Below are 23,274 nucleotides of genomic sequence, written 5' to 3'. Positions count from 1 at the left end.
AGTCGCTTATGGTTTCTGCTGCAAAGCCAGCAGTGCGCGCTCACGTCCGATCAGCGCACCCAGCAGCAGCACCAGCAGATAGACGTAGAACAGATGCCCGCTGTTGTGGGCAAAAAAGACCTGGGTCAGGCCAAAGCCGATGTAGCACATCGGAACCAGAATGCCGAGCATGCGCAGGTAGAGGATCTGGCGGTCCATGGGCATGCCCGGGCATTGCGCCATGCGCTTGCGGGTGGGCCAGAAGATCAGCAGCGGCACGGCATAAAAGGCCAGCAGCAAGGCCACTCCCACCAGGCCGCGCTTGGCAAACATGTCGAGCAGCTCGTTGTGCGCATGGTCATACGGCAGCACCGAGGCGCTGGCCTCGCCCGCTTCCACGCGGCGGGCTTTCTCTGCGATATAGCCTTGGAGGCCCCAGCCGGTCAGCGGCCTGTCCAGCCCCATGTGCCAGGCCAGGTGCCAGTGGGCCAGCCGCTGGCCGACCGAGGTTTCAGCCGCATGGCGGTCCTGCACCTCGTAGCTCTGCACCTCGTGCACGGCGGTGTGGTAGCGCTGGGCCATTTCATCGCCCTTGAGCAAGACCAGCCCGCCAATGCCCAGCACGGCCGCCAGCAGGCCCAGCCCCACCGGTTTGCGCAGGCCGCAGCGCCACAGCAGCGCCGCGCCTATCAGCAGAACAAAGGGCAGCACGATCCAGCTGCCGCGCGTATCCGACAGGATGACGGCCAGCAGGCCGAACAGGCTGCAGACCAAACCCAGCGCGCGCTGCCAGGGCGCCAATGAGCGCCACAGCAGCAGCACCCCAAAGCAGCAGGCCAGCGCCAGCACCAGCGCAATGCCGCTGAACTGGATCGCATTGGTAAAGCCATTGGCACGGTGGGCATCGGTCCAGCCCGTCTGGTAGACGGCGACCAGGCCCGCACCCAGGGCACCCGCCAGCATGCCCCAGCCCAGCGGGCGCACCCGGGGCGCAAAGGTCTGCAAAAAACCCAGGCCGGTGATGGCCAGTGCGTATTTGACGAACTGGTCGCTGCGCGAGCGCACATGCCAGTCATCGAAGCTCATGGTCCACATGACGGCCATGACGGCGAGCATCAGCGCCCAGGCCAGCGCGCGGCGGTCCCAGCTGCGGCCCCACCATTGGCGCACAAAAACCAGGCTGGCCAGCGCCAGCACTGCAGCGCCAAAGGAGTAGCCAGAGGGCAAGGTCAGTGCCACACCGGGCACCAGAAACGCCGCCAGCTGGCTGGCGCGTGCTGCGGCCGGGGGTGCAGCGGACGGCGCCGCAGCAGGGCTCATCTGCGCACGTCTCCGCTCAGGTAAGGGCGGTCATAGGCCAGTGCCACATAGCGGAAGAAGCTCTCCAGTGCGACGAACACGCAATACAGGAAGCCCGCGCCCCCGCACAGAAAGCCGAAATGGAAGAAGTAAAGACGCACAAACATCGCCACCGACGAGGCCATACCGCGCAGAATGCCGCCACGCACGCCTTCTTCGGCCCGCTTGGCGGCCCCCAGCATCGCGTACTGGGTGAGCTTTTCCAGGCTGGAATGCACGGTGCTGCGCGAATGGTGCAGCAGCGGTGTGCGCATCAGGTGGCGCGTCACATTGGTGCGGCTCAGTTGCGCCTCTTCATGCACCACGCCGGTGTACTCGCGCAGCAGGCCACGCCAGAACAGGCGCTCGACCTTGGCGGTGGAGCGCAGGTATTTCAGTTCCTTGCCGAAAGCGACCATGCGCCAGCGCACCATCCAGATGGCTTCCTCTCCCGACTGGACGATGGCCTCCAGCTCCTCGCGGAACGCGGGAGAGATGGTCTCATCGGCATCGAGGAAGAACACATAGTCCCCCTTGGCGTGGGCGAGCAGCCGGTTGCGCTGCAACGCAAAGCCCTGCCAGTCTTCGTAGCGAAACACCTGGGCACCAAGGCTACAGGCAATGGCGGTGGTACGGTCCACACTGCCACTGTCCACCACCACAACCTGGTCGGCAAACGAGGCACTGCGCAAGCAGGCCTCGATATTGTCTTCTTCGTTGAGCGTGAGGATGCCAATGGTCAGCGTCAGCCTGCGCGAAGCTGCAGCGCCGCCCAATGGGGAATCAGTCACTCAATGGCCACCGTGGAAGGTTTCGCCCGCCTTGAGCCGGTACACGGTACCGCAGTACGGGCATTTGGCCTCACCGCTGTGGCCGACATCCAGAAAAACGCGGGGATGGCCGCTCCACAATTTCATGTCTGCCTTGGGATTGGGGCAAAACACGCCACCTTGGGCGTTCAGGTCTTTGGCCAGCAACTCAACAACTGCCTGCGTCATGGTTTTCAACTTTCCTGCGCCGGCCCCGCACCCCTGTCGCGGACCGGCTTTCGATGATTCTGTAGGCACGGGCAATGGTGGGGACCAGCCCCAACGGGCTCCCGTGCTGGGCAGTGATTTTACGTGGACGGCGCCCGACTTGGCAGAAGATGCACATTGCGCACCTCAGATTTGACCGCCAAACCCGCCTAAAAGGGTGCCGCAGACGGGCGGCAGGTCGCCGTTGTTACAAGTGGGGCCGGCTCAAGGCTGCGGATGGGCGGGTGCAGCCGCGGCTTCGGCTGCGTCAGCCGGGCGCTGCAGGGTCCATTTGTGCAGGCGCCCGTGCACAAACTCGCAGGTCACCGATGAGTCCGTGTTGTCGCGCCACACAAACACCTCGGGCTGCTCCAGGTCCTTGGACTGGCGCAGGCCCAAAGAGCGCGTCATGGCCACCACATGGACCAGCGGCACATTGGGTTTGAGCTTGGCATTGAGCATCACCGCACTGGCGACATAGCCCAAAGGCCGCTCGGAGGCCCGCTTCATGATGGTCATCAGACGGGTGAAGTGCAGCATCAGCCACAGCACGATGCCGCCGCTGACGGCCAGCACGCCCATCCATTTGTAATTTTGGTAAGCAGCCCCCAGCAGCACCAGCAAGCCGATGGGGATCAGTATGTTTCTCCAGTTCATCGCGCTATTGTCCACTGCCTCCGGAGTTGCCGTTGTCTCCAGGGGCCAATTGGGCCGTCCCCCGCCCTGCGTTGCGCACATACGCTGTAACGATATTGGCCGGTTGCCCACTGGTTGGACTTCGCTTAGAGTGGCACCATCGGGCTATGGATTAACTATCAAAAGGCATTTAACGATGAATTTTGACACTTATCTGAGCGCGTCCCACCAGAGCTTCTGGCTGCTGGTGGTTACCGTCGTGCCTGCGCTGAGCCCGATCGGCATTTCGGTCTTCTTTCTGGCCTTGACCGAAGGCGCCAGCAAGGAATTGCGGCAAAGCATGGCCACCCGCATCGCCCTGCAGACCAGCGTGCTGATGGTCTTTTTCATGCTCTTTGGCGCCATCATCCTGAACCTGTTTTCCCTGTCCATCGACGTGGTGCGGCTGGGCGGCGGCCTGTTGCTGGCGGTGATCGGCTGGAGCATGATCAACGCCAAGCCCAATGAGGAGTTGCAAGAAAAGCCCACCCAGTCCTTGTCGCCAGAATCCGCCCGTCTGCTCACCTTCTACCCACTGACCTTTCCGCTGTCGTTTGGTCCGGGCACGCTGGCAGCGACCATCACGGTCAGCGTGGCAGTTCTGGACAGCGAGTCCAACGCCGTCGTCGCTGCCAACCTGCTCGGTGCCGTCGCCGGATGCCTGGTTGCAGGCAGCACGGTACTCATCTGCTACCGCTATGCAGACCGGATACTCAAACCGCTGGGCAAGAGCGGCGTCATGGTCTTCCTGAACTTCTCGGCTTTCATCCTCATGTGCCTGGGCATCCAGGTGGCCTGGGGCGGGCTGCGCAACCTGCTCACCGAGGTGCTGCGCCGTGGCGTTGCCTGAGACCTACGAACACTTGCACAGATACCGGATCCCTTCACACAACAGCGCTTTAATTTTGATAGCATTTGAGCTTGCCTGGTATCCAGCCCTGGCCGTCAGCCCCTGAGTCCAACGCCCTGCCATGCCTGCGAGCGAGCCCGCCGGCCTGCAGGGCGCGAACCCCAACACCATGACCCATTGCACATCTTCCCCTTTGTGGCGCAACGGCCTGGCGCTTGCGCTGGCTGCCTTGCTGGCAGCGCCCGCCATGGCCCAGGCGCCGCTGGTACAGACGGCCAACCCGCTCGCGGCGGAGGCTGCCGTGCCGGCGCCCACGGCGCCACCGCTGTCACCCTCAGCGCCAGCAACACCGGGAACGCCTGCTGCTGCCAGCCAACCCGCAGCGGCGGCCGAGGCCCCGCCCCCCTCCCCCGACGCGCAGCAGGCCTATATGGCTGCGCGCGACAAGCTGGTGCAGATCCGCACCCTGCGCCGCCAGACCAATACGCAAAGCAGTACCGGTTCGGGCTTTTTTGTCTCCGAGGATGGGTTGCTGATCACCAACTACCACGTGGTCAGCCAGCTCGCGCTGGAGCCCGAACGCCACCGCGCGGTGCTGGTCTCGGTCAGCGGCCAGGAGGCGCCGGTGCAGCTGCTCGCGATCGATGTGCTGCATGACCTGGCCTTGCTGCGCGTCACCCCCCCGCCAGCCAGCGAAGCGGCCCCAGCGCCCCGCTACAGTGCGCTGCCACTGCGCCCCAGCAGCCGGCCGCTGAGCGGCGGCGAGCGTATCTTCTCGCTGGGCAACCCGCTGGACGTGGGCTTTGCGATCACCGAGGGCACCTACAACGGTCTGGTGCAGCGCAGCTTCTACCCGCGCATCTTCTTTGGCGGCACCCTGAACCCGGGCATGAGCGGTGGCCCGGCCATCGACACCCAGGGCCGGGTGGTCGGTGTCAACGTGGCCAAGCAGCTGGGCGCAGAGCAACTGAGCTTTCTGGTGCCGGTGGAGTTTGTCGAGCAGCTGCTCGCGCAGGGCCGCGAGGCTGCCCCGGTCAAGGGCGCCATGCATGCCGAAGTCACACGCCAGCTGATGGCCCACCAGAAGGACCTGGTCGACCGGGTGCTGAGCGGCAGCAGCCGCAGCGAGCGCTATGGCCCCTACCGCGTGCCCGTGCCGTCCGAAACCCTGGCCCGCTGCTGGGGCGATGGCCGTGAGCGGCGCAGCGAATCCTTGTTCGATTTCGAGCGCAGCCAATGCCGCATCGACAGCGAAGTCTTCACCGGTGATGGCGATGTCGGCGGCCTGGGCATGCGCTACGAAGCCTACGACGCCCCGCGCCTGAGCCCCTGGCAGTTTGCCCATACCTATGGCAGCAGCTTTGCCAATGAACCGATGCGCAAGCGCGGCAACCGTGTGCGCACCGGCTATGAATGCCGCGAGGATTTTGTCGCGGGTGACGCCAAGCTGCCGCTGCGCGCCGTCGTCTGCATGGCCGCCTACCGCAAGTTCAGTGGCCTGTATGACCTGACCGTGCTGGCCGTCTCGGTGGACCAGCCGCGCCAAGGCGTGCTTGGCCGCCTCAACGTCAGTGCCGTGAGTTTTGACAATGCCCAGCGCCTGGCCCGCCAGTACCTGCAAGGCTTCTCCAGCGAGGCCGCCCAATGAGCCAGCACGATTACCCTGAATTGACCGATATCGCTCCCGAACACGAAGACACCAGCACCCAGGCGCCTGCCGCTGCGCATGCGCCTGAAGGCGCGGTACTGGAGCTGGTCGAACGCGGCCACCGCCTGGCGATGGCCTTGCCGGTGTTTGCCTGGCCCTGCACCATCGGCCGCGCCGCCACCAATGACCTGGTGCTGACCGACCCCAGTATCGGACCCAGCCATGTGCGCCTGCACCGCCTGGATGCAGGCCAAGCTAGTGCGGGCCCCCCTGATGCGGGCCAATACGAAGTCGAGGTGCTCGACAGCACCAATGGCGTCTGGCATGGCCGGCGCCACTACAGCGCCGGCGAGCGCTTTGTCTGGCAGCCCGGTCAGCGCCTGACCCTGGGCCGCGGCGTGCAGCTGAACCTGCGCAGCACCGCCCAGCCCTTGCCCGCCACCCAGCGCTGGCGGCCGTTCTCGCGCGCCCAAGGCCTGCTGACGGCCATGGCCCTGGTGCTGCTCGTGCTGCTGTCGGCCTGGACCACCTGGCTGGGCGCCACCGAAACCGGTGCCCTGGCCCGCCAGCTGCCCGCCATCCTGCTGTGGATGCTGGGCGGCCTGCTGGTCTGGACCCTGGGCTGGTCGATGATGGGCAAGCTGTTCACCGGGGTGACCGGCTTCTGGCGCCATGTCTGCATTGCCTCGGTCGGCATGGTCGCCATGGCCTTGCTCGATGTGCTGCTGTCGGTAACGGGCTTTGCCATGTCCTGGCCCATGCTCAGCCGCTTTGCCAGCCTGGCGTCCTTCACGTTGATGGCCGTGGTCATCTGGTTCCATCTGCGTGCAGCCACCTTGGTGTCGGCCCGTACCTTGGCGCTGGCTGTTGGCGGCTTGCTGGTGCTGGGCATCGGCGCCAAGCTGGGCCTGCAGTGGCAGACGCAAAAGCGCCTGGGTGACAACCTCTACATGTCCACCATGCTGCCGCCTGAATGGCGCTTGGCCCCTACCACCTCGGTGGACCAGTTCATGCAGGGCACCGACAGCATGCGCGAGCAGCTGCAAAACCGCAGCCAGCTGGAGAAGGACGACGACGAGGAAGGCGACGACAGCGGTCTCGATTGAGCCGCGATGCGTGGGGCAAGCCGCTGCCCCATGACTGACAAACCGGCGGCGGCCCGCTAGCATCGAGGGACTCGACCTGATTCCCGAAGGACCAAGATGCAGTACCGCCAGCTGGGCGCCAGCCCTCTCCAAGTCTCCGCCCTCTGCCTGGGCACGATGATGTTCGCCGACCAGACCGATGCCCAGGAGGCGGCCGCCATCGTCGCCGATGCGCGCGCCCAGGGCGTCAACTTCATCGACACCGCCGACATCTACAGCAAGGGCGAGTCCGAGCGCATGGTGGGCCAGCTGCTGCAGGGCCAGCGCGATGACTGGGTGCTGGCCACCAAGCTCGGCAACCCCATGGGCAGCCAGCCCAACCAAGGCTACTACTCACGCGCCTGGATGCTGCGCGAGGTCGAGGCCAGCCTGCGCCGCCTGCAGACCGACCGCATCGACATTCTCTACCTGCACCGCGACCGCGCCGGCCTGCAGCTGCACGAGCCGCTGTATGCGCTCAAGCACCTGATCGACAGCGGCAAGATTCTGTACTGGGGCCTGTCCAATTTTCGCGGCTGGCGCATTGTCGAGGCCGTCTACACCGCCCGCGAGATCGGCCTGCCGCCCCCCGTCGTCTGCCAGCCCTATTACAACCTGCTCAACCGCATGCCCGAGACCGACATCCTGCCCGCCTGCGCGCAGTTCGGCATCGGCGTCGTGCCCTTCAGCCCGATTGCGCGGGGCGTGCTCAGCGGCAAGTACCAGCCAGGCATGGAGCCGCCCAAGGACAGCCGCGCCGGCCGCCAGGATGCCCGCATCCTGCAGACCGAGTTCCGCCCTGAATCCCTCGTGATCGCCAAGCAGGTGCAGCAGCACGCCGAGCGCCAAGGCATCAGCGCTGCGCAGTTTGCCACCGCCTGGGTGCTGGCCCACAACGCCATCAGCGCGGTCATCGCGGGCCCGCGCACCTTGAAGCAGTGGCAGGACTACCAGCCCGCGCTGAACTACCAGATCACCGTGGAAGACGAGCGCCTGGTCAACGGCCTGGTCAGCCCCGGCCATCCATCAACGCCCGGGTACAACGATCCGGCGCATCTGTGGCCGCAGGGGCGGCTGGTTTAAAGGCGGCTACACGGCGGCAGCCCAAGCCAGCCCATAGGGCAGCTGCGCAGGGCCAAATAGAAAATGCAGTACGCGCCGGCGGCTGCTGCCACTCGCTTTGGACGAGGCGTGCAGCAGCAGGGGCCGCATCACCAGCGCCTCGCCTTGCGCAGCCGGGCATGTGACCTCTCCCCGTTCGTCACGCAACTGCACAGCGTCTGCGCTATCGATGACACCCATGGCGTGGGAGCCTGGCACCACGCGCAAGGGTCCATCATCGGGGCCGCAGTCCTCCAGATGCACACGCACCGCCACCAGTTGTTCCAGCACCTGTGGTGGTGCCTGCACAAAATAGGTTGCTTCCTTGAGCGCCCAGCCTTTGAGCGCGGGGTGTTCCATCTTGCGCTGCACCGGTATTGACAGATCCTGGTGCAGCGCCACCAGCCAGTTGCTGTCGCGCGACTTTTCGAAATAGCTGCATTGCACCGCCAGATGGCCTGGAGGAATCAGATCGGCCAGGCCAGGGGCTGCACGCAGCTGTCCGGCCAAGCGCTCGCACCATGGCAAAGTCAGCAGATGGCGTGCGCCCGGCCCCTGCCCCGTGTGCCCTTGCAGGTCTGCCAGCACCGATGCGCAGCCAGCGGCAGCCAGTACACCGGGAACCAGCACAAAGCCGTCACGCGCAAAGGCATCTGCCAGCATGCGCTCAGTCCAACCCACGCACCAGCGAGATCGCCTCATCCACCCGGTCCACCGCGTGGATGGTGATGCCCTCGATCGGCTTTTTGGGTGCATTGGCCTTGGGGACGACGGCGACGGTAAAGCCCAGCTTGGCAGCTTCCTTCAGGCGCTCCTGCCCGCGCGGGGCCGGGCGCACTTCACCGGCCAGGCCCACTTCGCCAAAGGTAATGAAGCCCTTGGGCAGCGCCTTGCCGCGCAGGCTGCTGGTGATGGACAGCATGACGGCCAGGTCGGCCGCAGGCTCGCCAATGCGCACGCCGCCGACGGCGTTGACGAAGACGTCCTGGTCCGCGCAGGCCACGCCGGCATGGCGGTTGAGCACGGCCAGCAGCATGGCCAGGCGGTCGCGGTCCAGGCCCACCGACAGGCGGCGCGGGCTGGGGCCGCCGCTGTCGACCAGCGCCTGGATCTCGACCAGCAGCGGGCGGGAGCCTTCCAGGGTCACCAGCACGCAGCTGCCGGGCACCGGCTCGCTGTGCTGGCTCAGAAAGATGGCGCTGGGGTTGCTCACCCCCTTGAGGCCTTTTTCGGTCATCGCGAACACGCCGATCTCGTTGACGGCACCAAAGCGGTTCTTGATGGCGCGCACCAGGCGGAAGCTGCTGTGCGTATCGCCTTCGAAGTACAGCACGGTATCGACCATGTGCTCCAGCACGCGCGGGCCGGCCAGCGCGCCTTCCTTGGTCACATGGCCCACCAGCACCACGGCAATGCCGGTGCTCTTGGCCATGCGGGTCAGGTGCGCCGCGCATTCGCGCACCTGGGCCACCGAGCCGGGGGCCGAGCTGAGCTGGTCCGAGTACATGGTCTGGATCGAATCGATGATGACGATGGCCGGCTGCGTGCTCTCGCAGGTGGCCAGGATCTTCTCCAGCTGGATTTCGCTCAGCACATCGACCTGGCTGTTGTCCAGCCCCAGTCTGCGTGAGCGCAGCGCCACCTGGGCACCGCTCTCTTCACCGGTCACATAGAGTGCTGGCAGGCCCTGGCGCTGCAGCGCATCGACCGCCTGCAGCAGCAAGGTCGATTTGCCGATGCCCGGGTCGCCACCGATCAGCACCACACCGCCTTCGACAATACCGCCGCCCAGCACCCGGTCGAGCTCGGCAATGCCGCTGGGGGTGCGGGCGACTTCGGTGGCTTCGATGGCCGCCAGCGGCGTGACGGCCTGGGCTTGGCCGGCATAGCCGGTGCGCCCGGTCTGGCTCAGGCGGTTCTTGCCGCCCCCCGCCGATTCGGTGGCGCTCTCCACCAAGGTGTTCCAGGCATTGCAGGACGGGCACTTGCCCAACCAGCGCGGGCTGGTGCCGCCGCATTCGCTGCAGATGTAAACGGATTTCTCTTTGGCCATGGCGAGGATGTTTCGGTACAGACACCCATGGTAACGGCGAGCGCAGCGCGGCGCCGGCAAATCGTTTAGCATCCCCAGGCGATACGGCAGACGCCATGCACCGGCGCACCGGAACCTGCCCCATCACCCCCATCCAGCACCGCATCCAAGGAGACCCATGAGCCAAGACCTGACCCTGTACTACGCCCCCGGCACCTGCGCCCAGGCCGTGCTGATTGCCTTGCACGAGGCGGGCGCCGCCTTCCAGGCCCAGCGCCTGAACATGGCAGAAGGTGCGCAGCGCACGCCCGCCTACCTGGCCATCAACCCCAAGGGCCGCGTGCCTGCGCTGGTCACCCCGCAAGGCGTGCTGACCGAGACGGCTGCACTGCTGCTGTATGTGGCACAAACCCACCCTGACAAACAACTGGCGCCGCTGAGCGACCCGTTCCAACTCGCCCGTCTGCAGGAGTTCAACAGCTACCTGGCCTCGACCGTGCACATCAGCCATGCCCACCGCCCACGCGCAGCACGCTGGGCCGATGACGAAGCCGCACAAAAGGCCATGCAGGCCAAGGTGCCGCACAACATGCGCGATGCCTTTGCACTGATCGAGCGGCACTACCTGGGCGACAAGACCTGGGTGATGGGCGAGCAGTACACGGTGGCCGATGGCTACCTGTTCACGATGGCCGGCTGGCTCAAGAGCGACAGCGTCGATATCAACGAGTTCCCGCGCGTGGCCGCGCACTACGCCCGCGTGGCGGCACGGCCTGCGGTGCAGGCGGCGCTGGCGCAGAGCGCTTAAGGCTGGTATTCGGCCGGATCGAGGTGCTCGACCGGCGGCGGTGGCGGCTGCGACACGCCCGCCACCGGCTCCCAGCCTGAGCCATTCCAGTCATGCATGGCCGCTTCGCGCTGGTAAAAGCGGGCCAGCAACTGGGCACCGGCGGTACTGCAGGCCTGGCCGGCAATGCCGGCGCTGTACACCGCCTCATAGGCAAGCGGGTGCGGTATCTTGCCAACCACCTGCACCTCGGCGGAGCGGGGCAGTTCGCTGCGCAGCAGCAGGCCCAGCTCCGCATCGCCCCGGGCCACCAGCTGCGCCACCTGGGGGCCAAACACCTTGATGCTCTTGGGCAGAACCTTGGCGCTCAGATCCAGTTCGCGAAACAGCTTTTGCTCGATAAAGTCGCTGCCATCGGCCGAGGGGTAGGCGATGCTGCGGGCCGCCTCCAGCATCTGCTTGGCATCTTCGGTGTCCTTGAGCACCGGCAGCGGACGGCCGGCCTGCACGATGGCGATCAGCGGCGAGCGCACCACATCGTAGAGACGCCCCGGGCGCACCAGGCCATGCGCCTGCAACAGCTGCAACACAGGGCGCGGCGCCAGTACCAGATCGACACAGCGCGCCTGCTGCAGGTACGGGGTCAGCTCCTGCACCACCACATGCGGCGCGCCATAGCCGGGCTCGGCACGGATCTGCGTGGGGATCATCAGCTGGCCGGCCAGTGCCCGGTGCACGGGTACAAAGCCTTCGGTCATCAGCAGCTGCACCGGCAGGCTGGCCTGGGCCAGGCTGGGTTCGGCCTCCGGCTGCGGCGGCTCGGAGGCACAGCCCGCCAGCACCGCAGCGGCACAGCTGAGCAAGAAGGAGCGGCGAAGAGGCATCAGGCGCATGCCGGCATTATCAGACAGCCGCGCCAACCCTCACTACCGGCCCCTTAATTCACCACATTCAACAGGCGCCAGTCGATGTAGTTGTCCGCGCGGGTCGGGATGCTGACCTTCTTGCTGGCCGCCCAGGGGGTGATCAGGTTGAACAGCGGGATATGCGAGATGGCCTTGTGCTCGTTGAGCAGCACCTTCTCGATCAGCTGGTTGCGCAGCTTCAGGTCGGTCTCGGTCTTGACGCGCTCGATCATCGCATCCTGCTGCGGGTCGGAGAAGCGGCCCAGGTTGAAGTTGCCATCGCCGCTGCCGCCCGGCGAGCGCAACAGCGCCTGCAGGCTGTAGTAGGCATCAAAGGTGGGCACCGACCAGCCCAGCAGGTACACGCTGGCTTCGTAGCGCTGGATCATCGGGAAGTAGGTGGCAAACGGGTAGGTGCGCAGCTTGGCCTTGATGCCCACCTTGGCCCACTGGGCGCTGATGGCCTGGCAGAGCTGCTCATCGCTGGGGTAGCGGCCGGCAGGGCAGGAGAACTCGAACTCGAAGCCATCCGGGTAGCCCGCCTGGGCCAGCAGCTTCTTCGCGCCCTCGGCATCGAAGGCGAGGCGCTGGTCGGCCTGCTTGGTCCAGCCATTCACATGGTGGGCGATCAAGGTGCCGGTGGGCTGGGCCAGGCCACGCATCACCACGCGCTGGATGGTGCCCATGTCGATGGACTGGTATAGCGCCTGGCGCACGCGCACATCCTTGAACGGGTTCTTGCCCTTGACGCTGGACTGCGGAAGTTCGTCGCGGAACTGGTCCATCCCCAGGAACAAGGTGCGGTCTGCTGCGGACTCCAGCACCTGCAGGTTGGGCGCCTGCTTGATGCGCTGCAGGTCATTCATGCTCGGGTCGATGATGAAGTCCACCTCGCCCGACAGCAGCGCTGCGGTGCGCGTGGCGTCCGACTTGATCGGCGTGTACACCGCCTGCGTGATGTTGCTCGGGTACTGGGTCTTGCCCCACCACTGCGGGTTGCGCTTGAGCACCAGGCGCGAATCCTGCGACCAGCTGTCGAGCACATAGGGGCCGGTGCCCAGCGCATGGCGGTGGGCATAGTTCTCGTCCTTGGCCTTGATGTCCTTGGGCACTTCGGACTGGTGCTGCACTGCCCAGGCCTTGCTCATGATGCGCAGCTCGGTCAGCTGGTTGACCAGCACCGGATTGGGCACCTCCGAGAAGATATCCAAGGTGCCGGCATTGACCACCTCGATGCGGTCGATGCCCTGGGTGTAGACCACAAAGCCGGAACTCTTGGCCTTGGCCCGCTCCAGCGAGAACTTGACGTCATCGGCCGTCAGCGGCGAGCCATCGCTGAAGGTCACGCCTTCGCGCAAAGTGATGCGCAGCTGCTTGGGGTTGATGCGCTCCCACTTGGTGGCCAGCGAAGGCTCGGGCTTCTGGGTCTGGCTGTTGTACTCGACCAGGGCCTCGTACACCGCGCGGTGCACCGAGTTGTTGACGCCGACATTCTGCGCATGGATATCCCAGGACGACAGATCGGCCGAGCGGGTCCAGCGGAAGTTCGAAGCCTGGGCAGAAAATGCCATGCTGGCCACCGCGCCAGCGATGGCCAGGGTGCAGACGCTGCGCGCCCAGCCGTTGCGGCCTTGCAGATGAGTGGTAGGTTGCATCACAGACTCCTTCATTCCATGCAAAAAATCAAAACGCCGCACTATCGCAGTGCAGCCCGGCCCCGCCAACGATTTATTCGTTGTATCGATATGGGCCTGGCGCTGTGCAGTTTCTGCTAGCGGCGGGCGGGCAGGCCAGTGTAACGGCCCTGCTTCAACCGGATGCGGCCTGGGCCGGCGCGCGCCAGGCCACGGCCACGGGCCCTGCATCTGTCTGTAGTTCAGTCACCACCATGCCGGTGCGCCATCCCGCCGGCCGGTCCTCCGCCTCGGTCAATGCCAGCCCGGCGCATTTGAGCTGGGCTTCCAGCCGCGCCCATTGCCGGGCAAAGCCGCGCTGCCAGTCCATGCGCTGCAAGCCGGTCAGCGCAGCGGCTGCGTCAGGCTCCAGGTACAGCGCAGCCACCGCTGGCCAGCCAGCGGCATCGATATCCGTGGAGGCACTACCGGGCAGGCCTTGCACATCAATGCCGACGCAGCCATGTTGCGTGCAAGCCCATACCGCCATCGCATCGGCATAGCTGATGGACAGCTGCCACCCCGCCAGCGCTTGCCCATTGCGCAGCAGCTGCGGCGCCTGCCCAGCGCGGCGCTGCACAGCCAGTTGCGCCGGTGCACAGCCCAGCTGCGGCGCCAAGGCCTCGCCAATCGCCCGGTACACGGCCTCGCGCATCGCCTCGCGCGGCAGCACACCCGATGCAGCGGCGGCCATCCTCACCGCCTGGGCCCGCACCCGGCCCTGCAGCGCCGGCGGCAAGGCCAGCGGCTGCGGGGTCCCCGTGAGCGCTAGGCCCGCCATGGCGCGGCCGGTGCGCCCTGCCAGCGGCTGCCGGCCGGCAGGCGCTCGCCCTTCATCACCAGGGTCATCGGGCCCAGCTGCACGCCATCGCCCACCTCGGCGCTGTAGAGCACCGTGCAGCGTGCGCCCACCGTCACCCGCTCGCCAATCACCACGTCGTCCACCTTCATCACCCGGTCTTCGAACAAATGGGTTTGCGGGCAGGACAGCGCATTGAGCTCGCTGTGCGCGCCGATGGTCACGCAGTCGTGTTCGGTGATGTCGGTGGTGTCCAGGTAGGCGCTGCTGGCAATCTTGCTGCCCAGCAGGTTCATCGCCAGATTGAGCCAGGGCGTGCCGCGCAGGTAGCGCAGAAAATTGGGCACCGCAATGCCTTCGTACATGCTGGTGGTGGCCTCGGACAGCCAGACAAAGGGCGTCCACATCGGCGCGGCCTTTTTGCGGTAGCGCCCCACCAGCAGCCACTTGAACAGCGCCACCGCCCAAAAAGCGACCAGACCGAACACCATGCCGGCAACCGCCAGGTCCAGCACCACCGCACCCCAGCGGCCCGCTGCTGCCAGCGGCATCGCGTCGAGCACGATCGCATAACCGGCCGCAATCACCAGCGCATGGGGCGCGCCAATGCGGAAGGCTTCGACCAGGCCCCGGCCCAGCACGCGGCGGCGCGACGGGGCAAAGGTCAGGTGGGCGGGGTAGCCCTGCACCACTTCGCGCGCGGGCAGGTTGATGGCCGGCGAGCCGATCCAGGTCTGGCCCGCCTGCATGTCGGCATTGCGCGGCACGGCCGACATCACGCCGATCAGCACCCCTTCGGGGATGGTCGAGCCATCGGGCACATAGGCGCCATTGCCGATGAAGCTGCGGCGCGACACCACGGTGGGCTGCACCGTCATGTAGCCGCCATCGATGCGCTCATCGCCCAGCATCACCGCATCGGCCACAAAGCATTCGTCGCCCAGGGTCAGCATATCGGGCACCACGCCCAGCGCGGTCGACAGCTCGGTGCGCTTGCCCACCTTGGCGCCGAGCATGCGGTACCAGCTGGCCGAGAACACCGTGGCATAGATGCCGTGCAAGGTGGCCAGGCTGCCTTCCTGGATCTGGTTGGTGAGCCACTTGCCCAAATAACGGCCACTGTGCACCGACCAGGTGCCCGGCTGCAGCCGGGGCAGGAACAGGTAGCGGACCAAGGCCGCCACCAGCATCGTGCAAAGCACCAGCACCAGGCTGGCAGGCAGCGCCAGCACAAAGAACTTGAAGAAGCGCAGGATGAAGGCGCCCAGCGCATCGACGGTACCGTCCTCGAGCAAAGGCCGCACCGAGATCGCGTCCACATCCAGCCAGTCGATCAGCAGGAATGCCGGGAAGACCGGCATGAAGAACAGGGTGGCGATGCTCAGACCGCCCAGCGCATAGACCAGCATTTCCCAGACGCGCCAGGCGGCGCTGGGGCGCACGCGCTCAGGCATGCAGCTGGTATCGAAGTCCGACACCGGCTGGGCGGGCGAGCCTGTCCAAACGCTGCGTGCGGGCTGCTGCTGGCCATCACTGAGGCTGGACTGCCCTTCCAGATGGGCCCAGTCGCCCAGGCGGGTGTTGCCCTCCAGCACCACATAGGAGCCAATGCAGGCCTCGGCGCCGATATCGATGCGGCCCAGCAGCAGCCAGCCGCCTTCGACCCGGGCGTTTTCCAGACTCACCACATTGCCTACGCTGGCACCAGCGCCAATGCGCAGCAGATCGGGGGCGCGCACCGTCATCGAGCCCAGCACCACGTCCTTGCCTACCTTGGCACCCAGGGCCCGCAGCCACAACGGGAACAGCGAGGAGCCCGAGATCATGCCCACCGGCACGGCCTCGACCAAGCGGTCCGCCAGCCACCAGCGGAAGTAGGTCAGCCCCCACAGCGGGTAGCGCCCCGGCTTGAGCCGGCCGGCAATCAGCCACTTGCCGGCCCAGGCCACGGCAAACTCCAGCACCGTGGCCAGCGCAAAGGCCAGTACCGATACCGCAATGGCCACAGCCACCGAGTCGTTTTCGTCCCCGGTGAAGAAGTGGTAGGTGAAGAACGGCGCCAGCCACTGCGCCATCTTGACCAGCACCAGAAACGGGATGGCCAGCGCCTGCGCGGCGCCACAGCGCCAACGGCGCAGCGCCGAATGCTCGCGAAAGGCACGGGGCGCTGCTGCCGGTGCATCGTCCGCCACCATGCCGGCCTGCAGCGCCTCGGCAATCGCGCCCACGCGGCGCTGCTGGTAGATGGTGCTGACGGTGGCCTGTGCAAAGCGCGCATCGGCGCGCAGCATCGACGTCAGCCGCGCGGCAAACAGCGAGTGGCCGCCCAGGTCGCTGAAGAAATCCAGCGAGCGGCGGATGGGCTGGCCCGGGAAGATCTTGGCCAGCGCGGCAAACAGCAGTTCCTCGGCCGGGGTCTCGGCGGTATCAGAGTCGCCGCTGTCCACGGCGGCACTCAGCGCAGCCGCGCGCAGCGCCTTGCGGTCGATCTTGCCCGAGGTCAAGCGCGGCATCAGCGCCAGCGCTTCAAAACGGGCCGGCACCATATAGGGCGGCAGGCGCTCGGCCAGCGCGCTGCGCAGCGCTGCATGGCTGGGAGGCGCGTCCAGCGGCACATAAAAGGCCACCAGCTGGTCGATGCCATCGTCCTTGCGCAGCAGCACCGCTGTGGTACCCACACCGGGCTGCTGGGCCAGCACGGCCTCGATCTCGCCCAGCTCCACGCGGAACCCGCGGATCTTCACCTGGTCATCGGCCCGGCCCAGGCACTGCATCTGGCCTTTTTCATCGATGCGCGCCAGGTCGCCGGTGCGGTAGAGGCGCGTGTCATGCGGCCCCGCCGGCCAGGGGTTGTCCAAAAACTTCTCGGCCGTCAGCTCCGGCCGGCCCAGGTAGCCCGCAGCCACGCCAGGGCCGGTAATGCACAGCTCGCCCACCTCTCCGGCCGGCAAGCCCACCAACTGGGGCGCCGTGCCTGCAGGAAAGCTGTCCGCGTCGATCACCTGCACCACCACCATGCTGTAGTTGGGCAGCGGCGTGCCGATGGTCACGGGCTCACCCGCCTTCAGCTCGGCCAGGCTCGCCGATACGGTGGCCTCGGTCGGCCCATAGGTGTTGAACAGCTGGCGGGGCGCACCGGTGCTGGAGCGGGCCCAGCGGTCGACCAGCGCCTCCGGACACATCTCACCACCCAGGTTGATGATGCGCAGGCTGGGCACATCCTGCGCAAACAGCGCCAGCAACGTGGGCACGGCATGCAGCACGGTGACCTGCTGGTCCAGCAAGGCCTGGGGCAGCGCCTCGGGGTCGCCGGCAATCTCGCGCGGCGCAATCCACAAGGTGGCGCCCACCAGGTAGCTGATCCAGATCTCCTCGAACGACATGTCAAAGGCCACCGAGAAGCCCTGGTAGACCTTGTCGCCCAGACGCACACCCAGGCGCGCATTCTCGCTGCGCAGAAAGTGGCAGATGCTGCCCTGGTTGATGGCGATGCCCTTGGGCTTGCCGGTCGAACCGCTGGTGTAGATCACATAGGCCGGATCGCCAGGCTGGGCATGGCTGCGCCGCCGCGCCGTGGTGCCAGCGGGCAGATCGGCCAGCAGGTCCACATCGGTCCATAGCGGGCACAGCACCTGGGCATCGCGCAGGCCCTGCTGGGGCGTGGCCGCTGCCAGCAGCAGCGCCTTGGCGCCTGCGTCTTCCAGGCAGGTTGCTATGCGCTCGGGGGGTGTTTCGCTGTCAAAGGGCAGCCAGGCAGCGCCTGTTTTGGCAATCGCCAGCTGCAGGCTGAGCAGCGCAATGCCACGTGGCAGCCACAGGCCCACCATGTCACCCGGGCCAATGCCGGCCTCGATCAGCCGGTGCGCTGCGCGGCTGGCATCGGCATCGAGCTGGGCATAGGTCAGCTGCCGCGCACCGGCGATCAGTGCGACCTGCTCCGGGTGGGCATAGGCAGTGGCCTCAAATACATCAGCCAGCACCTCATGGCGCAACAGATCAGGGCGCTCGGGCCCCCGCAATACAACAGTCTCAGACATGGCAGCAATACCCGGCAGCTGCAGAAGGCGCACATGCACCGCCTTGCTGCACAAAACGCCCCAGAACGGGGCATTCGCGCATTATGCGGCGGCGCCAGCGCCCGCTGCGGCTGGATCCCCCTGCCACCCCCGGTCTGACGGCTGTGCGCAACGCTTTGTGCCGGGATTAAGCCCCGTCTAATCTGCGGCCGGCTGCGCAGCGGCTGCGGGCAACACGGCATCGGCCGACCAGCCCCCGCCCAGCGCGCGGTACAGCGCAATCTGGTTGTCCAGCCGGCTCTGGCGCAGGTTGACCAGCTCGGTCTCGGCCTGGAACAGGTTGCGCTGGGCGTCGATCTGCTCGAGGTAGGACGCATAGCCCGCCTCGTAGCGGTCCTTGGCATAGCCCAGGGTCTGGGCCAGCACGGCGCGGCGGCGCTCGGCTGCCTGCTCCTGCTCGGCCAGGCGCTGCACGCCCACCAGCGCGTTTTCCACGTCGCCCAACGCCGACAGTACAGCGGCCCGGTACGCATAGGCGGCCTGGTCACGCTGGGCCGTGGCCGTGTCGTACTGCGCATCAAGCCGGCCGCCATCCAACAGCGGTGCCAGCACGCTGGCGCCCAGGCTCCAGACATTGATGGGGTTGTACTGCAGCGCATTGACAAACAGCCGCCCCGCACTGGCGCTGAGGTTGAGCTGGGGCAGGTAGGCGGCCCGGCTGGCACGCAGGCTGGCATCACTGGCGGCCAGGTTCAGCTCGGCCTGCACCAGGTCAGGCCGGCGGCGCAGCAAGGTTGATGGCAGCGCCGCTGGCACCACCGGCATCTGCAGGCGGGCAAAGCCCTGGCCGTCGGCCGCCTTGGGATCGCGCACCGCAGGCACATCGCCGGCCAGCAGCTGCAGTGCGTTGTACTGGCGCGCAATGGCCAGCTCCAGCGGCGGGATCTGGCCCTGCACCGCCTCGTACTCGGCCTGGGCCTGCGTCACCTGCAGCCGCGAGATATAGCCCACCGATTCCTGGTCCCGGGCCAGCTGCAGCGCGGTGCTGCGGGTCTGCAAGGTCTGGCGCGTCTGGGCCAGTTGTGCCTCGCGGCCCAGCAGATCGACATAGGCCTGGGCCGTGGTGGCCGCCACCGTCAGCGCCACTGCATCACGGTCGGCCTGGCTGGCGCGGTATTGCAGATCAGCCGCCGTACTGCGGTCGCCCAGGCGCCCCCACAGATCGGGCTCCCAGCTGGCCTGCAGCTGGGGCTGCACAGAGCGGCTGGTGGTGATGCCCGAGGCCGTCAACGTGTGGGTGGCGCCCACATTGGCGCCCAGCGACAGGTTGGGTTGCAGTGCGGCAGCGGCCGCCGCGAGCTGGGCGCGCGCAGCCGCCACCCGGGTGCCTGCCACCTGCAGGTTGGCATTGCGCGCCAGCGCGGCCTTCACATAGTGGTTGAGCTGCTCATCGCCAAAGGCCTGCCACCAGGCGGCGGGCACGGCTGCCTCAGGCCCGCTGGTGGCAGCGGCCTCGGTCTGTGCCCAGGCGGCGGGCACGGTCACGGCGGCATCGGCGGGCGCCTGGCGCAGCGCCGGTGCGCAACCGGCCAGCAGCAGGGCCAGGCTCAGGGTGGTCAGCGCGGTCCAGGCCGAACCGCGCACTGGCGGAGTGCGGGTCATGGCCGGTCTCCCTGGGCAGCGGCCTTGGCCGCGCGGGTGTCCACCTGCACTTCGACCGACATGCCGGGGCGCAGGCGGGCAGCGAGCGGCTGGTCCGGGTCAATCGCAATGCGGATCGGCAGGCGCTGCACGATCTTGATGAAGTTGCCCGAGGCATTGTCAGCCTTGATGACGCTGAACTCCGAGCCGGTCGCCGGTGCCATCTGCTCGATATGGCCGCTCAGCCGTGCGCCTTCCAGCGCATCGACGTAAAAGCTGGCGGCCTGGCCCTGCTGCATGTGGGCAATCTGGGTTTCCTTGAAGTTGGCTACCACCCAGAGCTGCTCGGGCACCAGGAACAACAGCTGCGTGCCAGCGGCTACATACTGGCCCAGGCGCACCGAGGCCTCGCTGATCTGGCCATCGCGCGGTGCACGCACCACCGTGTTGTCTAGGTCGATCCTGGCCAGGCCCAGCTGGGCTTCGGCGGCCTTCACCTGGGCTTCCAGGCTGGCCCGTGCCACCTGGGTGGATTTGATGCTTTGCTCGCCAATGCGGATATCGGCCTGCGCCTTTTGCACATTGGCCTTGGCCAGCTGGCTGGTGGCGCGCGACTGGTCACGCTCGCGCAACGACACCGAGCCGCGCGCGGCCAGGTCCTCGACCCGCTGCAGATCGGCCGCCGCACGGCGGGCTTCGGCATCCACCGCCGACAGGCTGGCCTGGCGTGCGCCCAGGTTGGCGCGGTTTTGCGCCTGGGTCTGGTCCGAGTTGGCCAGCTGCGCGCGGGCATTGTCGAGCTGCGCCTGGGCCTGGGCCACTTTTTCGGCATAGATGCGGTCGTCGATGCGCAGCAGCACATCGCCGCGTTTGACGTGCGCATAGTCCTGCACATTCACCTCGGTCACATAACCGCTGACCTGGGGCGCCAGCACGGTGATCTGGCCGCGCACATAGGCGTTGTCGGTGCGCATCATGTCGGAGGCAAAGGGCGGCAGCTTCCAGGCCCAGAGCACCAGCAGCACACCGGCCAAGGCGACGACCGCCATCGTCAGCACCGCGCGGCGGCTGGGCCGGATCAGCTTGGCCGTTGGCGATGCCGCAGGCGCAGCGGCGGGCACGGGCACCGCAGGCGCTGGCGTGGCTTGTGGGGCTGCCGGCTCCGCTGCGGGAGCGGGGGCAGCGTTGGGGGTGGGTTTTTCAGTATCAGCCATTGTTGTTGCTTTGTAGATAGGGATCGAAAAGGGGTGGGATCAGACGGGGGCCGGCAGCTCGCCTCGGCGCCGCGCCAGCCAGGCCAGGGTGCGCTGGCGCAGCACGCGGTAGAACGCCCAGGCCAGGAAGGCCAGCGCCATCGCGCCAATCACGCGGAACACATCGTTGAAGGCACGCACCGCCGCTTCGCGCCGGATCACCTGCACCAGCTGGGCCTGGCTTTGGGCGCCGCGCTGCACCGGGTCGGTGATGGTACGGCCCAGGGACTGCGATTGCTGGGCCAGGCGCTGCGCGACCAGCGGGTTGGTTACCGGCATCTCGGCAGCAATCGCCTGGGTGTAGAGCTGGGCACGCTGCTGCTGGATACTGCCCAGCAGCGCCGGGCCGAGCAGGCCGCCCAGGCTTTGGGTGACCGAGAACAGCACGACAAAGGTGACCATGTGGTCCAGCCCCTTGCCCAGCGCGCGCTGGATGCCGATCATCATCACCGGTCCCATGAACAGCGCCGCCGAAAACGCGATCAGGAACTGGCTGAAGAAGAAGTCATGCGGGCGGCTCAGGCTGGTGGAGTGCAGGTCCAGCCATCCGCCCACGCCGATCAGCAGGATCGAGGTCAGGATCTGCGGCAGGATGGCCTGCGCGCTGAAGGTAGCCGCCCCGACGATCACGCCCAGCAGCATGCCGACAAAGATCACGCCGTACAGGGCCTGCAGCTGCTCGGGCACCACGCCCATCGCGCGCAGCAGACCCACCACGCCATAGTTCTGCTCGGAGATCATGAAACGCATCATGATGGCCCCGGCCATGAAGGTCAGCGTCGTGGGGTGCATCAGCCAGCGCAGCTGGATCAGCGGCGTGCGGCGGCTGTATTCCAGCAGTGCCGCCAGCGCAAACAGCACCACCGAGGCGATCAGCGCATAGGCTAGCCAGGGGGCATTGAACCACCAGGCATTGACGCCCTGGGCCAGCACCGCACACAGCAGGCCCACCGCAGGCGCGACCAGCAGAAAGGTCACAAAGTCCAGCGGCTCGAACACATGGATCTGCAAGCCCCGTGGCAGCTTGAGCACCACCACGGCGGCAAAGGCCATCAGCGCCAGGCCCGCCTCGAACGCATACAGATGGGGCCAGGGATTGACGTTGACCAGCGAGGGCGAGAGTACCCAGGCCAGCGGCACGGCGATCGAGGACATGTTCATGCCCAGGATGAAGGCCGAGGGCACCTTGGACGCCGGAAAACCCTGCATCACATACATGACGGCCAGCGAGGTGGTGGTGGCACCGGCAAAACCGGCCACCGCCCGCACGACGATGGACATGGTGTAGCCCTCGACAAACACATGCAGCAGCGCCAGCAGCGCATAGATGCCCAGGCCCCATTCGGCAAACACCCGCAGGCCCAGCTGCTGGCGGCTTTTGAAGACCAGCAGGTTGGCCGTCACATTGACCATCACATAAGCTGCAGGCAGCCAGGCGGCCTCCACGGCGGTCAGGCCCAGTTGGCCCTGGATCGAGGTCAGATTGGCGGTGACCAGGCCATTGCCCAGACCCCCGACCAGGCCAACAAACAGGCCCACCATGATGTAGGCAATGCGCCGGGGCAGCGTGTGCTGCAGCCGCGCGGGCGAGCCCGGCAGCACGGGGCGCTCATGCGTCTCCCAATCCGGGGGTTGCTCGACATAGCGAAAGGCAGGCGCGTTCATACCATCTCCCGGGCATCCACGCGCAGGCCCTCGGTGATCAGCTGCCAGGCGCGGTCGCTCAGTTGCAGGCGCTCAGCCGGTGTGCGGCCCCGCCGCGCCGCACTGAACATGCCCACGATCAGCAGCAAATCGGCGCCTTGCAGATCCTCCCGGCAGCGCCCTGCCGCCTTGGCCTGCAGCAACAACGGTGTCACCAGCGCCAACAGGCGCGCACGCAGATCGACGACCAAGGGGTCATCGAGCGGCAGCGAACGCCAGTAATCGGTCAGCGGCACGGTCAGCACTGAGTCATGCGCCCACAGGCGCAGAAACTCGAACAGCGCATCGGCATCGCCGGTGGCGCTCAAGGCCTGGGCCTTGGCGGCCAGCCGATCCAGAATATGGATCAGCAAGGCCCGCAGCAGCGCAGGCCGGTCCGCAAAATTGCGGTACAGCGTCGTGCGGCTCACCCCCGCCCGCTCAGCCACCACATCCAAGGCCACCGTCACCCCCTGCTCGGTAAACACATGTAGAGCCGCATCGAGCAACTGGCTGCGATGGGCCAGCGCATCACTGCGGGGTTGGCGTTCTTTGGAGGTCATGGTGTGGGGCAAAAGCATTAAACGTACAAAACTGTACGCTAATTGTGCGCGACCTGCACAAACCCTGGTGACGCTAGGGTAAACCCGTGGGTTAATGGCTGCCTATTTTTTGGGCAACTTACTAGTGACTTTCGAGAGAACAGCCTGCGAGATGAGCCACCAGAGGTCACGCGGCCCACTTGAGAAAAAAG

The 23,274-nt window shown here is 66.6% G+C and carries 19 protein-coding genes; 5 read left to right on the top strand and 14 right to left on the bottom strand.

Annotation, left to right across the window (positions count from 1 at the left end):
- Positions 1–6 precede the first annotated feature (6 nt).
- From ACHWUQ_RS11115 to ACHWUQ_RS11100, 4 genes are all read right to left on the bottom strand, one after another.
- The gene (locus ACHWUQ_RS11115) at positions 7–1,299 is read right to left on the bottom strand and encodes an O-antigen ligase family protein (protein WP_394681157.1); all 1,293 of its coding nucleotides are present in this window, start codon (positions 1,297–1,299) and stop codon (positions 7–9) included.
- Positions 1,296–2,108 (bottom strand): glycosyltransferase family 2 protein, encoded by an 813-nt coding sequence (locus ACHWUQ_RS11110; protein ID WP_394681156.1) that lies wholly within the window; start codon positions 2,106–2,108, stop codon positions 1,296–1,298. Before ACHWUQ_RS11110 ends, ACHWUQ_RS11115 begins: the two co-directional genes overlap by 4 nt.
- Positions 2,109–2,315 (bottom strand): zinc-finger domain-containing protein, encoded by a 207-nt coding sequence (locus tag ACHWUQ_RS11105; RefSeq protein WP_021028650.1) that lies wholly within the window; start codon positions 2,313–2,315, stop codon positions 2,109–2,111.
- 243 nt (positions 2,316–2,558) lie between these two features.
- The gene (locus tag ACHWUQ_RS11100) at positions 2,559–2,990 is read right to left on the bottom strand and encodes a glycerate kinase (RefSeq protein WP_394681155.1); all 432 of its coding nucleotides are present in this window, start codon (positions 2,988–2,990) and stop codon (positions 2,559–2,561) included.
- A 175-nt stretch (positions 2,991–3,165) separates the two neighbouring features.
- Between ACHWUQ_RS11100 and ACHWUQ_RS11095 the strand changes: the two genes are divergently transcribed.
- From ACHWUQ_RS11095 to ACHWUQ_RS11080, 4 genes are all read left to right on the top strand, one after another.
- Positions 3,166–3,858, top strand: coding sequence for a MarC family protein (locus ACHWUQ_RS11095; RefSeq protein ID WP_394681154.1), 693 nt, complete (start codon positions 3,166–3,168; stop codon positions 3,856–3,858).
- 169 nt (positions 3,859–4,027) lie between these two features.
- On the top strand, positions 4,028–5,506 hold the full coding sequence (locus ACHWUQ_RS11090) for a S1C family serine protease (protein WP_239810229.1): 1,479 nt from the start codon (positions 4,028–4,030) through the stop codon (positions 5,504–5,506).
- Complete coding sequence (locus ACHWUQ_RS11085; RefSeq protein WP_394681153.1) at positions 5,503–6,612, top strand: FHA domain-containing protein; 1,110 nt, start codon at positions 5,503–5,505, stop codon at positions 6,610–6,612. Before ACHWUQ_RS11090 ends, ACHWUQ_RS11085 begins: the two co-directional genes overlap by 4 nt.
- Before the next feature lie 96 nt (positions 6,613–6,708).
- A complete protein-coding gene (locus ACHWUQ_RS11080) occupies positions 6,709–7,713 on the top strand; it encodes an aldo/keto reductase (RefSeq protein WP_394681152.1) in 1,005 nt (334 codons plus the stop codon).
- 6 nt (positions 7,714–7,719) lie between these two features.
- Here ACHWUQ_RS11080 and ACHWUQ_RS11075 read toward each other — a convergent pair whose 3' ends face one another.
- Complete coding sequence (locus tag ACHWUQ_RS11075) at positions 7,720–8,394, bottom strand: phytanoyl-CoA dioxygenase family protein (protein WP_312836343.1); 675 nt, start codon at positions 8,392–8,394, stop codon at positions 7,720–7,722.
- Positions 8,395–8,398: 4 nt separating this feature from the next.
- The gene (radA, locus tag ACHWUQ_RS11070) at positions 8,399–9,784 is read right to left on the bottom strand and encodes a DNA repair protein RadA (protein WP_230773463.1); all 1,386 of its coding nucleotides are present in this window, start codon (positions 9,782–9,784) and stop codon (positions 8,399–8,401) included.
- A gap of 157 nt (positions 9,785–9,941) precedes the next feature.
- On the opposite strand from radA, the gene ACHWUQ_RS11065 reads away from it, so the two are divergent.
- Positions 9,942–10,571 carry a glutathione S-transferase family protein gene (locus ACHWUQ_RS11065; protein WP_312462529.1) on the top strand — a complete coding sequence of 210 codons (630 nt, stop codon included), beginning with the start codon at positions 9,942–9,944 and terminating at the stop codon, positions 10,569–10,571.
- Here ACHWUQ_RS11065 and ACHWUQ_RS11060 read toward each other — a convergent pair.
- The 8 genes from ACHWUQ_RS11060 to ACHWUQ_RS11025 form a co-directional block, all read right to left on the bottom strand.
- Complete coding sequence (locus tag ACHWUQ_RS11060) at positions 10,568–11,443, bottom strand: substrate-binding domain-containing protein (RefSeq protein ID WP_312525980.1); 876 nt, start codon at positions 11,441–11,443, stop codon at positions 10,568–10,570. The two genes, ACHWUQ_RS11065 and ACHWUQ_RS11060, sit on opposite strands and share 4 nt — an antisense overlap.
- A gap of 44 nt (positions 11,444–11,487) precedes the next feature.
- Positions 11,488–13,110, bottom strand: a complete 1,623-nt coding sequence (locus ACHWUQ_RS11055; RefSeq protein WP_373449391.1) for an ABC transporter substrate-binding protein — start codon at positions 13,108–13,110, stop codon at positions 11,488–11,490.
- A 154-nt stretch (positions 13,111–13,264) separates the two neighbouring features.
- Complete coding sequence (locus ACHWUQ_RS11050) at positions 13,265–13,909, bottom strand: 4'-phosphopantetheinyl transferase family protein (RefSeq protein ID WP_394681151.1); 645 nt, start codon at positions 13,907–13,909, stop codon at positions 13,265–13,267.
- The gene (locus ACHWUQ_RS11045) at positions 13,897–17,964 is read right to left on the bottom strand and encodes a Pls/PosA family non-ribosomal peptide synthetase (protein ID WP_394681150.1); all 4,068 of its coding nucleotides are present in this window, start codon (positions 17,962–17,964) and stop codon (positions 13,897–13,899) included. Before ACHWUQ_RS11045 ends, ACHWUQ_RS11050 begins: the two co-directional genes overlap by 13 nt.
- Positions 17,965–18,141: 177 nt before the next feature.
- A complete protein-coding gene (locus tag ACHWUQ_RS11040) occupies positions 18,142–19,605 on the bottom strand; it encodes an efflux transporter outer membrane subunit (protein ID WP_394681149.1) in 1,464 nt (487 codons plus the stop codon).
- Positions 19,602–20,798 carry an HlyD family secretion protein gene (locus ACHWUQ_RS11035; protein ID WP_394681148.1) on the bottom strand — a complete coding sequence of 399 codons (1,197 nt, stop codon included), beginning with the start codon at positions 20,796–20,798 and terminating at the stop codon, positions 19,602–19,604. Before ACHWUQ_RS11035 ends, ACHWUQ_RS11040 begins: the two co-directional genes overlap by 4 nt.
- A gap of 39 nt (positions 20,799–20,837) precedes the next feature.
- Positions 20,838–22,502 (bottom strand): MFS transporter, encoded by a 1,665-nt coding sequence (locus ACHWUQ_RS11030; RefSeq protein ID WP_239810220.1) that lies wholly within the window; start codon positions 22,500–22,502, stop codon positions 20,838–20,840.
- Positions 22,499–23,083: a TetR family transcriptional regulator gene (locus ACHWUQ_RS11025; protein WP_312525991.1), complete on the bottom strand. Its 585-nt coding sequence runs from the start codon at positions 23,081–23,083 to the stop codon at positions 22,499–22,501. The genes ACHWUQ_RS11030 and ACHWUQ_RS11025 overlap by 4 nt, the downstream gene beginning before the upstream one ends.
- Between the last annotated feature and the right edge of the window lie 191 nt (positions 23,084–23,274).

Origin of the sequence: uncultured Comamonas sp., from assembly GCF_964277875.1 — a bacterium.
GTDB lineage: Bacteria > Pseudomonadota > Gammaproteobacteria > Burkholderiales > Burkholderiaceae_C > Comamonas > Comamonas sediminis.
Note: the sequence above shows the minus strand (reverse complement) of the source record. Positions and strands in the feature narration are given on the sequence as shown.

What these genes read in the sequence shown, in the direction of transcription:
- ACHWUQ_RS11045 (WP_394681150.1), bottom strand. Translation starts at nt 17,964, where the DNA reads ATGTCTGAGACTGTTGTATTGCGGGGGCCCGAGCGCCCTGATCTGTTG.
- ACHWUQ_RS11030 (WP_239810220.1), bottom strand. Translation starts at nt 22,502, where the DNA reads ATGAACGCGCCTGCCTTTCGCTATGTCGAGCAACCCCCGGATTGGGAG.
- ACHWUQ_RS11040 (WP_394681149.1), bottom strand. Translation starts at nt 19,605, where the DNA reads ATGACCCGCACTCCGCCAGTGCGCGGTTCGGCCTGGACCGCGCTGACC.
- ACHWUQ_RS11090 (WP_239810229.1), top strand. Translation starts at nt 4,028, where the DNA reads ATGACCCATTGCACATCTTCCCCTTTGTGGCGCAACGGCCTGGCGCTT.
- ACHWUQ_RS11095 (WP_394681154.1), top strand. Translation starts at nt 3,166, where the DNA reads ATGAATTTTGACACTTATCTGAGCGCGTCCCACCAGAGCTTCTGGCTG.
- ACHWUQ_RS11115 (WP_394681157.1), bottom strand. Translation starts at nt 1,299, where the DNA reads ATGAGCCCTGCTGCGGCGCCGTCCGCTGCACCCCCGGCCGCAGCACGC.
- ACHWUQ_RS11105 (WP_021028650.1), bottom strand. Translation starts at nt 2,315, where the DNA reads ATGACGCAGGCAGTTGTTGAGTTGCTGGCCAAAGACCTGAACGCCCAA.
- ACHWUQ_RS11075 (WP_312836343.1), bottom strand. Translation starts at nt 8,394, where the DNA reads ATGCTGGCAGATGCCTTTGCGCGTGACGGCTTTGTGCTGGTTCCCGGT.
- ACHWUQ_RS11060 (WP_312525980.1), bottom strand. Translation starts at nt 11,443, where the DNA reads ATGCGCCTGATGCCTCTTCGCCGCTCCTTCTTGCTCAGCTGTGCCGCT.
- ACHWUQ_RS11085 (WP_394681153.1), top strand. Translation starts at nt 5,503, where the DNA reads ATGAGCCAGCACGATTACCCTGAATTGACCGATATCGCTCCCGAACAC.
- radA (WP_230773463.1), bottom strand. Translation starts at nt 9,784, where the DNA reads ATGGCCAAAGAGAAATCCGTTTACATCTGCAGCGAATGCGGCGGCACC.
- ACHWUQ_RS11100 (WP_394681155.1), bottom strand. Translation starts at nt 2,990, where the DNA reads ATGAACTGGAGAAACATACTGATCCCCATCGGCTTGCTGGTGCTGCTG.
- ACHWUQ_RS11025 (WP_312525991.1), bottom strand. Translation starts at nt 23,083, where the DNA reads ATGACCTCCAAAGAACGCCAACCCCGCAGTGATGCGCTGGCCCATCGC.
- ACHWUQ_RS11035 (WP_394681148.1), bottom strand. Translation starts at nt 20,798, where the DNA reads ATGGCTGATACTGAAAAACCCACCCCCAACGCTGCCCCCGCTCCCGCA.
- ACHWUQ_RS11050 (WP_394681151.1), bottom strand. Translation starts at nt 13,909, where the DNA reads ATGGCGGGCCTAGCGCTCACGGGGACCCCGCAGCCGCTGGCCTTGCCG.
- ACHWUQ_RS11080 (WP_394681152.1), top strand. Translation starts at nt 6,709, where the DNA reads ATGCAGTACCGCCAGCTGGGCGCCAGCCCTCTCCAAGTCTCCGCCCTC.
- ACHWUQ_RS11065 (WP_312462529.1), top strand. Translation starts at nt 9,942, where the DNA reads ATGAGCCAAGACCTGACCCTGTACTACGCCCCCGGCACCTGCGCCCAG.
- ACHWUQ_RS11055 (WP_373449391.1), bottom strand. Translation starts at nt 13,110, where the DNA reads ATGCAACCTACCACTCATCTGCAAGGCCGCAACGGCTGGGCGCGCAGC.